The sequence below is a fragment of the Pelagibius sp. genome (genome assembly GCF_028281305.1).
GTDB lineage: Bacteria > Pseudomonadota > Alphaproteobacteria > Kiloniellales > Kiloniellaceae > Pelagibius.
On sequence record NZ_JANQKD010000032.1, the window covers coordinates 1 to 11,612 of the forward strand.

Annotated in this window: 10 protein-coding genes, 1 tRNA gene and 1 pseudogene; 7 read left to right on the top strand and 5 right to left on the bottom strand. The window is 66.5% G+C overall.

The genetic code is table 11. The annotated features are described in order from the left end of the window. The 4 genes and pseudogenes from Q0982_RS08100 to Q0982_RS08115 all read left to right on the top strand — a co-directional run. A pseudogene (locus tag Q0982_RS08100) lies at window positions 1-229 on the top strand (hypothetical protein); the annotation flags it as partial. Between the two features lie 219 nt (window positions 230-448). Next, entirely contained in the window at window positions 449-712 is a 264-nt protein-coding gene (locus Q0982_RS08105; RefSeq protein WP_299393991.1) for an usg protein, read from the top strand. Between the two features lie 227 nt (window positions 713-939). Further along, window positions 940-2,022 (top strand): COX15/CtaA family protein, encoded by a 1,083-nt coding sequence (locus Q0982_RS08110; RefSeq protein WP_299393993.1) that lies wholly within the window; start codon window positions 940-942, stop codon window positions 2,020-2,022. A 10-nt stretch (window positions 2,023-2,032) separates the two neighbouring features. Next, window positions 2,033-3,157 carry a GTP-binding protein gene (locus Q0982_RS08115; RefSeq protein WP_299393995.1) on the top strand — a complete coding sequence of 375 codons (1,125 nt, stop codon included), beginning with the start codon at window positions 2,033-2,035 and terminating at the stop codon, window positions 3,155-3,157. 169 nt (window positions 3,158-3,326) lie between these two features. Here Q0982_RS08115 and Q0982_RS08120 read toward each other — a convergent pair whose 3' ends face one another. The 4 genes from Q0982_RS08120 to Q0982_RS08135 all read right to left on the bottom strand — a co-directional run bounded on the left by Q0982_RS08120 (window position 3,327) and on the right by Q0982_RS08135 (window position 8,128). Then, window positions 3,327-3,752: a hypothetical protein gene (locus tag Q0982_RS08120; RefSeq protein WP_299393997.1), complete on the bottom strand. Its 426-nt coding sequence runs from the start codon at window positions 3,750-3,752 to the stop codon at window positions 3,327-3,329. Between the two features lie 117 nt (window positions 3,753-3,869). Continuing rightward, window positions 3,870-4,070 (bottom strand): hypothetical protein, encoded by a 201-nt coding sequence (locus Q0982_RS08125; RefSeq protein WP_299393999.1) that lies wholly within the window; start codon window positions 4,068-4,070, stop codon window positions 3,870-3,872. Between the two features lie 174 nt (window positions 4,071-4,244). Then, entirely contained in the window at window positions 4,245-4,502 is a 258-nt protein-coding gene (locus Q0982_RS08130; RefSeq protein WP_299394000.1) for a hypothetical protein, read from the bottom strand. A gap of 143 nt (window positions 4,503-4,645) precedes the next feature. After that, entirely contained in the window at window positions 4,646-8,128 is a 3,483-nt protein-coding gene (locus Q0982_RS08135; RefSeq protein WP_299394003.1) for a pyruvate carboxylase, read from the bottom strand. 341 nt (window positions 8,129-8,469) lie between these two features. Here Q0982_RS08135 and Q0982_RS08140 point away from each other — a divergent pair, with 341 nt between their 5' ends. Together Q0982_RS08140 and Q0982_RS08145 are read left to right on the top strand one after the other, a co-directional pair. Then, window positions 8,470-9,552, top strand: coding sequence for a serine hydrolase (locus Q0982_RS08140; protein WP_299394004.1), 1,083 nt, complete (start codon window positions 8,470-8,472; stop codon window positions 9,550-9,552). A 161-nt stretch (window positions 9,553-9,713) separates the two neighbouring features. Next, the gene (locus Q0982_RS08145; RefSeq protein WP_299394007.1) at window positions 9,714-10,133 is read left to right on the top strand and encodes a hypothetical protein; all 420 of its coding nucleotides are present in this window, start codon (window positions 9,714-9,716) and stop codon (window positions 10,131-10,133) included. A 204-nt stretch (window positions 10,134-10,337) separates the two neighbouring features. Here Q0982_RS08145 and Q0982_RS08150 read toward each other — a convergent pair. Continuing rightward, a tRNA-Gly gene (locus tag Q0982_RS08150) sits at window positions 10,338-10,411 on the bottom strand. Between the two features lie 200 nt (window positions 10,412-10,611). Between Q0982_RS08150 and Q0982_RS08155 the strand changes: the two genes are divergently transcribed. Beyond that, the gene (locus Q0982_RS08155; protein WP_299394009.1) at window positions 10,612-11,601 is read left to right on the top strand and encodes a 2OG-Fe(II) oxygenase; all 990 of its coding nucleotides are present in this window, start codon (window positions 10,612-10,614) and stop codon (window positions 11,599-11,601) included. Window positions 11,602-11,612 lie beyond the last annotated feature (11 nt).

Genomic DNA, 11,612 nt, shown 5'->3' on the forward strand with positions numbered 1-11,612 from the left:
GGGGCAGGAGAATGGCCTGGAGGCGGTCCTGGGCTTCATCACCGGGCACCTGCCGAGCAAGCTTTCCGAGACGGCCTATGCCATCGCCCTGGACGTGGCCGCCGCCGACAGCGCGGTAACCCAGGAGGAACTCCGGCTGCTGGAGATGCTGCGCCACCGTCTGCAAGTGGGCCGCCTGCCAGCCGCCGCCATCGAGCGGGGCACCCGCGCCCGCAACATGCGGCTGTAACACCCGCCGCTCTTCCCCTCTTCGCCGACCCCACTCGTCTGCCCAACGGCTGCCGGCAGCCGGCGCCGGCGCTTGCCCTCCTGCAAACGACATAGCAGCACTCGCCGAGAGAGGCTGCTAAGTTATTGTTTTATTAATGTTATTTTGTTGAGATTTCTCTGACAGGTGGGCAAGCTTGATCCCTATCGGGTCCCAAGGGACGGTGAGATAGGAGGGAAGATGAGCGATCTTGCGCTGCAGATGAACGACTACCGGCTGACCACGGCCGAAATCCTCTACCACCTGCCGGACCACCCGGCTTTGCTGCAGACTTACATCTGGCAGGAATACGACCTAGCGCCGAACTACCCGGAACTGCGCAAGTTCCTGGCCTTTTGGGAAAAGAATCTTGATGGCCCGCTGCATTCGGTGAAGGTCGCCAATATCCCGATCATCCGGGCTCCGGACACCCGTTTCGCCGCCTGCTGCCTGACGCTTCAGTAGGAGCGGCCTGCCCTCCGCCGGGCGCGTCCGGCCAAAAGCCGCCCCCAGCCCCTCACATCGGGGCCGCACACGGCGGCGCCCCCACAGCAACCCCGGACAACTGATCCCGGGCTTGCATCGATCGCCGCAGCGTCGCCGCGCGACACAAGGTCGCGCTCCAGCGCCCCCTCTCCACAGACGCTTTCACGCTCTTGGCGCCCTGGCCTTGGGGCACTAGGTTAGCGCCGATGACAACCACCACGCCTGCCAGCATCGCCGGGTCCCGCGCAGCCTCCACCGACCGCGCGGTCGGGCTCTGGCTGATCGGTTGCTGTGCCATGATCTTCGCCATGGCGGTAATCGGCGCCATCACACGCCTGACCGAATCCGGCCTTTCCATCATGGAGTGGGCGCCGGTCAGCGGCGCCCTGCCGCCCTTGAGCGCGGAGGAATGGCAGCGCCTTTTCGACCTCTACCGGCAGATCCCCGAGTACCAGCAGGTCAACGCCGGCATGAGCCTGGACGAGTTCAAGACCATCTTCTGGTGGGAGTACATTCACCGTCTCTGGGGCCGGCTGATCGGCGTCGTCTTCGCGCTGCCCTTTCTCTGGTTCTGGTGGCGTGGACGGCTCGACCGGCGCATGACCATGCTGCTGCTGATCGCGCTTGCCCTGGGCGGCCTGCAGGGCCTGCTCGGCTGGTTCATGGTGGCCAGCGGCTTCGGGGACCGCACCGATGTCAGCCAGTACCGCCTGGTGGCCCACCTGGGCCTGGCGCTGGCGATCTACGCCTATCTGTTCTGGCTGGCCCTCGGACAGCTCTGGCCCCGGCCTGAGCGCAGCCGCGATCCCGGTGCAGGCCGCCTGCGCCGGGCTGCTTTCACCCTGCTCGCTCTGATCACCCTCACCATCCTCTCCGGCGGTTTCGTCGCCGGGCTCAATGCGGGCCTGGTCTACAACACCTTTCCGCTGATGGACGGCGATCTGGTGCCGGCCGGCTATGGCATGCTCGCCCCCTGGCCTCTGAACCTTTTCGAGAACCACGCGGCGGTGCAGTTCAATCATCGTCTGCTTGCCGTCGCCACGGTGCTGGCCTGCCTTGCGGTCTGGCTGTGGTCGCTGCGCCTCGACCTGACTCCCGTCGCCCAGGGCGGCTTTGCGCTTCTGGCCATCGTGGCGCTGCTTCAGCTCGCGCTCGGCATCGTCACCCTGCTGTTGGTGGTGCCGATCTGGGCTGCGGCCCTGCATCAGGCCGGCGCGATCCTGGTGCTCACCGCTGCGCTCTGGTGCCTGTACCATCTGCGTGTGCGACGGCAGACCTTGGCAGCCTAGCGGAGTATCGATGAGCGACGCACCCAATCCCCAAGAGAAAGATCTGGACATTCCGGAGGAACCGCTTGCCGTCTCCGTGCTCACCGGGTTCCTGGGCAGCGGCAAGACCACGCTGCTGCGCCACCTGCTGGCCGACCCTGCGATGGAGGAGACCGCCGTTATCGTCAACGAGTTCGGCGAGATCGGCCTGGACCATCTGCTGGTCGAACAGGCGACCGAGGATACGGTGCTTCTCAACAGCGGTTGTCTGTGCTGCACGGTGCGCGGCGACCTCGTCACCGGGATGCGCGATCTCTTCCGGCGCCGGGTGCAACGCGAGGTCCCGCCCTTCAAACGTCTGGTGATTGAAACCACCGGTCTGGCCGACCCGGCGCCGATCCTGCAAACCCTGATGACTGACCCGCTGCTGTCCAACCGCTTCCGGCTGGATGGCGTCATCACCACGGTGGACGCGGTCAACGGCTGGGAGACCCTGGACAAGCAGAGGGAGTCGGTGAAGCAGGCGGCCGTGGCCGACCGCATCCTGCTGACCAAGCGCGACATCGCCGACGCCGAGACCTGCGAAGCTCTGGAGGAGCGCCTGCAGCAACTGAACCCTGCGGCGCCGATCTATCCGAGCGTCCAGGGCGCCGTGTCGCCGGACCTGCTGTTCAACGCCGGGCTCTACGATCCCGAAAAGAAGACCGCCGATGTACGGGCCTGGCTGAAGGCCGAGGCCTACGATCATGACGGCGGCCATCACGGTCATGCCCACAGTCATGACCACGACCATACCCATGATCATGAGCATGATCATGGGCACGATGTGAACCGCCACGACGCCTCGATCCGCGCCTTCTGCCTGACCTACGACAAGCCGCTGGACTGGGACCGCTTCAATTCCTGGATCGAGATGCTGATCACGCTCTACGGGGCCAACATCCTGCGCATCAAGGGGCTCTTGAACGTCGCCGAGGTGGCGCAGCCCATCGTGATCCACGGCGTGCAGCACGTCTTCCATCCGCCGGTGCGTTTGGAGGCCTGGCCCGACGACTCACGGGAGTCACGCCTGGTCTTTATCGTCAGGGATCTGAAACCGGAGATGTTCGAGCACACGCTGAAGGCCTTCAACGAGGACTCCGCCGCGCCGGTCTGAAGGCAATGGGCGAGGACAGACCCCGCGCATCCTTCGAGGCTTCGCTGCGCTCCGCACCTCAGGATGAGGTCAGAGTCCGATATCAGAACACGGCCTTATGCTGAGGAGGGCCGCAAGGCCCGTCTCGAAGCATGCGCGCCCGGCTTTGACTCCGACCGTTGGCCGTTACTTACTGCTCCCGCCATCTGCGGGCCAGATGGGCGTTGCGCCGCACGAAGGCGGTGAACCACTCGTCGAAAGCCATGCGGCTGCCGCCGCGCCAACCGTCGGTCTGGATGTGGGGCACCCCCTCCTCGCGCAGGATCTGCACCGAGACGATGGCCGGGTGGGCGGCGTGGCCCGGCTGCGTGAAGAACCAGACCTTGCCGTCGGTGGCGATCGCGACACGCGTGATGCCGCCGTCCTCTTCGGAGACTGCGCCTTCAAGGGCGCTCACCTCCTCCAGCATCCGCTGGAAGGACTCGGCGTCTATCTGCGTGACCTCGCCCGTGCGCGCGGAAGGCCGGTCGGCCGTTGCGGCCGCGCCGGTGGCTTCCGGAAGAATGAGCACGGCTATCAAGGCCAGCGCCGCTGCGAGCTTCCTGCTTTCCGACATCTGGGAAAACTCTCCCGACTGATCCTAGTCATATCGACTATCAGCCGAACCTTGAGGAAAGATGAAAGCTGGGATTTTAGGGATTGAGCGGCGGGAAGGGCCCTCCGCCCGACGCCGTCAGTAGGGGTTGTACCAGCGTCCGCTGACCGGCGTGCCGTCGGAGTTGTAGGCCGTGCAGGGCTCGGCCGAGTGACAAAAGGCGCCAAGCGCCCCGCCGATCTGCTGGGTGCTGCAGCCGGCGAGAAGCAGGCTGCCGAAGAGAACCAAAGAGAGGGCGATCAATCCGGAGCGGGAGAGAGGTCTTGGCGAAGGCGGCAAAGAAGAGATCCCGGCTGCTTGCGGTGCAGTCACGTTAGCGGGAACCGCCGCAGATTTCGATCACAACCGTGCCTGCCGGTCCACCGGCACGCCACGATACGCCGGTGATTGGCAGCGGTTGGCCTCCCGAAGTCGGAGCCACCAGGAACGGCAGCCCGACAGGGAGGAGGGCAGCTACTTGCCCGTGGTCTTCACTGTTGGGAAGTAGAATTGCGGGGAGTAGCCGGATTCCGGTTTCCGCTGCTCGACCTCGACATCCTGGATCGGCTCCTGGCTTTTGTCCTCTTCCTTTGTGGGGCGCTCGCCCTCAGCCGCGGGCGGTTCCTTGGCGCAGTGGTCACAAGGGCCTCTGTCGGTGGCAGAAGCGAGGGACGACGTAAGGGCCGCCGCGGCCAGCAAGGCGGCAAAGACAAAGCGTGGGGTCTTGGACACTGTCGTACCTCCTCTTCTCGGTTCGTTGCTGAGGGGTGATTACTTCTTTGTCGCAACAGCGGAGAAAAGGTTCAAAAGAGCGCGCACAAGACCCAGCCTGGCCTCCGGCGGCCAATCCTCCCGGCGTCCGGGGCAGGCCGCGCTTAACCCGGCTCCAGCACCACCACCAGATCGTGCGGCTCGACGCGGCTGCCGGCGGCGGCCACGACCTCGCCCACCTTGCCGGCGGTCTCGGCATAGACGGCGGTTTCCATCTTCATGGCTTCGATGGTGAAGAGGCGGTCGCCGGCGGCCACCCGCTTGCCGACATCGCAGATGTTAACGATCAGGCCCGGCATGGGCGCCCCCACCTGGCCGGGGTCCGACTCGTCGGCCTTGCGGCGCACCTTGCCGGAGGCGGCCAGGGCCTTGTCCAGCACCTTCACCGTGCGGGGCTGGCCGTTCAGTTCGAAGAAAACCGTGCGCTGGCCTTCGTCGTCGGGATCGCTCAGGGCGAGGTAGGAGATGATGAGCGTCTTGCCGCGCTCGATATCGACGGCGATCTCCTGGCCTGGCTCCATGCCGTAGAAGTAGACCGGCGTCGGCAGCGCGGAGGTGTCGCCATAGGCGCGGCGGTGCTTGGCATAGTCGACGAAGACCTCCGGATACATGAGGTAGGACGACAGCTCGCGCTCGCCGATGTGGCGCCGCGCCTTTTTCTCCGCCTCTTTGCGCACTGCGGCCAGATCGGCCGGCGGCAGGGTCGCGCCGCGGCGCTCACTGAGCGGCGCTTCGCCCTTCAGCACCTTCTTCTGCAGCGCTTCCGGGAAGCCGCCGTAGGGCTGGCCCACCTCGCCGCGGAAGAGAGCGATGACCGAGGCGGGAAAGGCCACCTCCCTTGCCGCGTCCATCACGTCCTCCGGCGTCAGGCCGTTGGAGACCATGTAGAGCGCCATATCGCCGACCACCTTCGACGTCGGCGTCACCTTGACGATGTCCCCGAACATCTCGTTCACCTGGGCATAGGCCTTTTCCACCTCGCCCCACTTGCGGGCGAGACCGAGGGCGCGGGCCTGCTCCTGCAGGTTGGTGAACTGACCGCCGGGCATGCCGTGCTCGTAGACCGAGGAGGCGCCGGCGCGCATCTCGCTTTCGAAGCCCGCGTAATGGCGCCGCGCGCCTTCCCAGTAGGCATTGATCTCCCGCAGCGCCTCGCGGTCCAGGCCGGGGTCGCGCGGGCTGCCGGCGAGCGCCGCCGAGATGGAGCCGAGGTTGGGCTGTGAAGTCAGGCCGCTCATCGCATCCATGGCCGCATCGGCCGCGTCCACCCCCGCTTCCGCTGCCGCCAGCACCGAGGCGGCGGAAATGCCCGAGGTGTCGTGGGTGTGGAAGTGGATCGGCAGACCGGTTTCCTGCTTCAGCGTGGTCACAAGCAGACGCGCCGCCGCCGGCTTGCAGAGGCCGCCCATGTCCTTGATGCCCAGGATGTGGGCGCCGGCGGCCTCCAGGTCCTTGGCAAGGCCGACGTAGTACTTCAGGTCGTACTTGTCCTCGCCGGGGTCGGAGAGGTCGCCGGTGTAGCAGATCGCCGCCTCGCAGAGCAGACCGGTTTCGCGGATGGCGTCGATGGAGACCCGCATGTTCTCCACCCAGTTCAGGGAGTCGAAGACGCGGAAGAGATCGATGCCCGTATCGGCGGCCTGGGCGATGAAATGGCGCACCACGTTGTCGGGATAGTTCGAATAGCCGACACCGTTCGAGCCGCGCGTGAGCATCTGCAGCAGCGTGTTCGGCACCGCTTCGCGCAGGGCCGCCAGACGCTCCCAAGGGTCTTCCTTCAGGAAGCGCAGGGCGACGTCGAAGGTGGCGCCGCCCCAGCACTCCAGCGACAGCAACTGCGGCAGCAACCGCGCATAGGCCGGCGCGATGGCGACCAGGTCGTAGGAGCGCATGCGCGTGGCGAAGAGCGACTGGTGGGCATCGCGCATGGTGGTGTCGGTGAGCAGCAGCTTGTCCTGCTCCAGCATCCACTTGGCAAAACCCTCCGGCCCCAGGTCGTCGAGGCGCTGCTTGCTGCCGTCAGGCGGATCCTGCAGCAGCCTGGCGGGCGGAATCTCCGGCAGGATTGCCGGTGTGGTCGGCGCCGGCAGGGGCCGCCCCTCGACCTCGGGATTGCCGTTGACGATGACGTCGCCGATGAAGGTCAAGAGGCGCGTCGCGCGGTCGCGGCGGCGGTGGAAGTCGAAAAGCTCCGGCGTCGAGTCAATGAAGCGGGTCGTCGCCTCGCCACTCTGGAACTTGGGATGGCCGATGACCGCCTCCAGGAACCAGAGGTTGGTCGCCACACCACGAATGCGGAACTCGCGCAGCGCCCGGTCCATGCGCGCCGTCGCCTCCGCCGCCGTCGGACCCCAGGCGGTCACCTTCTCCAGCAGCGAGTCGTAGAACGGCGTGATAAGGGCGCCGGAATAGGCGGTGCCGCCGTCGAGGCGGATGCCGAAGCCGGTGGCGCCGCGATAGGCGGAGATGCGCCCGTAGTCCGGAATGAATTTGTTCAGCGGGTCTTCTGTGGTGATGCGGCACTGCAGGGCGTGGCCGTCGAGGGAGAGCTGGTGCTGCGCCGGCACGCCGCTTTCCGGTTCGCCGATGCGCGCGCCGGCGGAGATGCGGATCTGCGCCTTTACAAGGTCGACGCCGGTGACCTCCTCGGTCACCGTGTGCTCCACCTGAATGCGCGGATTGACCTCGATGAAATAGAGCGCGTCGGTTTCCGCATCCATCAGGAACTCGACGGTGCCGGCGCATTCGTAGCCCGCCGCGCGGGCGAGGCGCACCGCGGCATCGCAAAGCTCGGCGCGCTTGGCCTCGCTGAGATAGGGCGCCGGCGCGCGCTCGACGATCTTCTGATTGCGCCGCTGCATGGAGCAGTCGCGCTCGAAGAGGTGGATGACGTTGCCGTGGGTATCGCCCAGGACCTGCACCTCTACGTGGCGCGCCTGGCGCACCAGCTTCTCCAGGAAGATCTCGTCGTTGCCGAAGGCGGCCTTGGCTTCGCGCCGGCCCGCCGCCACCTGCTCATGCAACTGCCCGGCGTCTTCGACCACCCGCATGCCGCGGCCGCCGCCGCCCCAGGAGGCCTTGGCCATAATGGGATAACCGATGTCTTCGGCCAGCTTGGCCGCCTCTGCTTCGTCGTGCGGCAGGGCGCCGGTCGCCGGCATCACAGGGATGCCCGCCTCCTCCGCCAGGGCCCGCGCCTCCACCTTCGATCCCAGGCGGCGCATCACGTCGGGCTTGGGGCCGATGAAGGTGATGCCGGCCTTTGCACAGGCTTCCGCGAAGTCCGGGTTCTCCGAGAGAAAGCCGTAGCCCGGGTGAATGGCGTCGACCCGCGCCTCGCGGGCGACCCGCAGGATATCGTCGATGTCCAGGTAGGCGGCCACCGGTTCCTTGCCCTTGCCGACCTGGAAGGCCTCGTCCGCCTTGAAGCGGTGCAGGGCGAAACGGTCCTCGTGGGAATAGATTGCCACGGTACGGATGCCGAGCTCGTTGGCCGCGCGCAGCACGCGGATGGCGATTTCGCTGCGGTTGGCGACGAGCAGCTTGCGGAACGGCGGCCGTGCGCCGCCGATGCGGGATGGGCTCACCCTCTCATTCCCCCAGTTTGGATTATCGTTAAGCGAGCGCGCGATTGCTGCGCTGCACTATAGCCCCCCGGCCGGCGCATCGCCATGGCCTTTCCGCGGCTGCCGACCGCGGAGCGGCCAGACGACACACGGGGGACAGACGGGGACCCGGCAGAGGTCTCAGGGCGACAACGCGCCGCTGCCGGATCTATTCCCGAAAAACACCTCTGCCACACAAAAATTCACTGGTCGGACGCAGGCCGCGACGGCAACTTGGGCGCGATCTTTGCCGAACCGATAAGTGAGACTGTGGAATGCAACACCGCCCCTTCCGCTGCCTTCTGCTCGCCGGAGGCCTGCTCATGTCCTTCACCCCCAGCGCCATGTCCCAATCAGCCATGACACCGAGCGCTGCGGCCGACGTCTGGCGGACGGCGCCCCTGACCGAAGCCGGCTTCGCCGCCGAGACCGGCGATCTGCTGGACGCGCTTTACCAGTCCGGCGAACTGCCCGACCTGCATGCCGTCGTCGTCGCGCGCCACGGCAAGCTGGTGCTGGAGCGCTATTTCGAAGGCGAGGACGAGATCTGGGGCGATCCGCAGGGCAAAGTGACCTTCGGGCCGGAGGTAATGCACGACCTGCGCTCGGTCTCCAAGAGCATCGTCGGCCTGCTCTACGGCATTGCCATGGCCGAGGGCACGGTCCCCGCGCGCGAGACGCCGCTGGTCGACCTGTTCGACTATGCCGACCTCGCCGCCGATCCGGCACGGCAGAAGATCACGGTGGAACACGCCCTCACCATGACCATGGGGCTCGCCTGGGACGAGACGCTGCCCTACAGCGACCCGCGCAACAGCGAGATCGCCATGGAGCGCTCGGAAGACCGCTACCGCTACATTCTGGAACGGCCCATCGTGACGGAGCCCGGCAGCCGCTTCACCTACTCCGGCGGCAGCACGGCGCTGCTCGCCCATCTCGTCTCCCGCGGCAGCGCCAAGCCCCTGATCGACTATGCGCGCGAAAAGCTGTTCATGCCGCTCGGCATCGATCAGAGCAGTTGGACGGCGGGCTTCAACGGAGAGGCCGCCGCCGCCTCCGGCCTGAGGCTTACCGCCCGCGATCTCGCGCGCATCGGCCAGATGGTGCTGAACGGCGGGCGCTGGGACGGGCAACAGGTGGTGCCGGAGGCCTGGCTGAAGGACTCCTTCATCAGGCACGCTGCCGCGGAGAGCGGCCTCTCCTACGGCTATCAGTGGTGGCTCGGCCAGGGCCGGCGAGACGGCCGCGACTGGATGGCCGGCATCGGCAACGGCGGCCAGCGCCTGGTGGTGATCCCGGATCTGGATCTGGTCATGGTGGTCTTCGCCGGCCGCTACAACCAGCGCGACGCCTGGCAGCTCTCGGTTCGCATCCTGACCGAAGTCCTCTTCCCCTCGCTCCGGTGATCTTGAACCACTTTCCCAGCTGCTTCAGCATACGCGGACCGTCATCCCGGATCTGATCCGGGATCCATTGATCCGCCCGCACGGACCTCTTCCGCAAAGGCGGGATCTGCGTCCGGCGTGGACACCGGATCACGTCCGGGGCGACTTAGGGAACAAACGACTTGAATGAGCACATTGCGGTTAAGATCAGAATGGCTGATGGCGCTATCGCCAGTGCCCAGTTGGCGATTCGAGCGGACCCGCAGGCCTTGTCTTATGAGATCACACTCGACGGAATCGAAGCTGAAACAAGAAGGTTTGTGAGCAGCGATCTCTTTGAGGCGATGATCGAGCTCAGAAAGGTCCTTGAAAGCAAGGGAGCACGATTGCTGTGCGCCGGCGCGCGGCCCGAAGTCTTCCCATCCGGAATGGCCCGCGACATGGGTGGCGGGCGCAAAGCTTATGTCACCCGGATCGGTGAGCCTGCGAGATCGGAGGATCTGGTCGACATCTTCCACTATGCGGCCCCAGGGACGGTCGGAACAGTAGACGAACAAGCTGACTTCCATGCGAACTGGGTTGAGAGCTTGTCCGGTCGCTGACCGAGGGTCTCTATCCCTTGATCCGAGCCAGCCCACACGGGCCGTCATCCCGGGCCTGACCCGGGATCCATAGGCCCGCTCGCACGGGCTTCGCTCGCAAGGGTGGGATCCACTTCCGGCGTGGACCCCGGATCACGTCCGGGGTGACAAGCGGGGCGGCGGCAGACGGCACGAAAATGGCCCCCAACGGAGCCTCAAAGCGGTTGGAGCGGGTAGCGGGAATCGAACCCGCGCGTTCAGCTTGGGAAGCTGACAGGCTACCACTACATCATACCCGCTCGGGCCGTGCGTTCAGGGCCTGCTGCCGGGCAAGAAAGTAAGAGGTCCGCCGCGCCATGGCAAGCCACCCGGAATTCGGAGATGTCGAAGAAGGGGGGTGTGGCGCAACGTCCCAACACAAGGATCAGCGCAAGAAACGGATGTCGTCGGCATCCTTCTCCGGGCTAAGACCGTCATAGCGGTCAAGGAGGTGGATACGATGGACGACACAGGGCTTTTGGATGCGGAAGCGGCGATGGACGAGGCGCGCTGGGCGGCGGTGGAGCGGCGCGATGCCGCCATGGACGGACGCTTCGTCTATGGCGTCCTCAGCACCGGGATCTACTGCCGGCCGAGCTGCCCCTCGCGCCCGGCCCGGCGCGAGAACGTGCGCTTCTTTCCGGACCCTGCCGCCGCGGAAGCCGCCGGGTTTCGCGCCTGCAAGCGTTGCCGGCCCGACCGGCTGCCAGACACGGGAACCCCGGCGCCGCAGGTCGCCCGGCGCATCGCCAGCCTGAACTGGCCGCGGATCGAGGGCGACTTGAACGATCACGGCGTCGCCCGGCTGGGGCCGATCCTGACGCCGGGGGACTGCGCCGCCCTGACCGGCCTCTACGACCAGGAGGCGCCCTTCCGCAGCCGCGTCATCATGGCCCGCCATGGCTTCGGGCGCGGCGAGTACAAGTACTTCACCTATCCCCTGCCGCCGGTCATCGCCGCCCTGCGCGCCGCCGTCTATCCCCACGCGGCGCGGATCGCCAACGCCTGGCGCGGCCTGCTGGGCGAGGAGCCGGTCTTTCCCGCCAGCCATGGGGCCTACCTGAAGCGCTGCCACAACGCCGGGCAGAAACGCCCGACGCCGCTGCTGCTGCGCTACGGGCCCGGCGACTACAACTGCCTGCACCAGGACCTCTACGGCGAGGAGGTGCTGCCGCTGCAGATGGTCATCCTGCTGAGCAAGCCGGGGGCCGACTTTGTCGGCGGCGACTTCACCGGCGGCGAATTCGTCGTCACCGAACAGCGCCCACGCATGCAGTCCCGCGTCGAGGTGGTGCCGCTGCTGCGCGGCGAGGCGGCGCTCTTTGCCGTCAACGAACGCCCGCGCCAGGGCTCCAGGGGCTACCACCGGGTGAAGCTGCGCCACGGCGTCAGCCGGATCCACGCCGGCGAACGCTTCGCCGCCGGCATCATCTTCCACGATGCCCAGTAGCGTCGGAACCT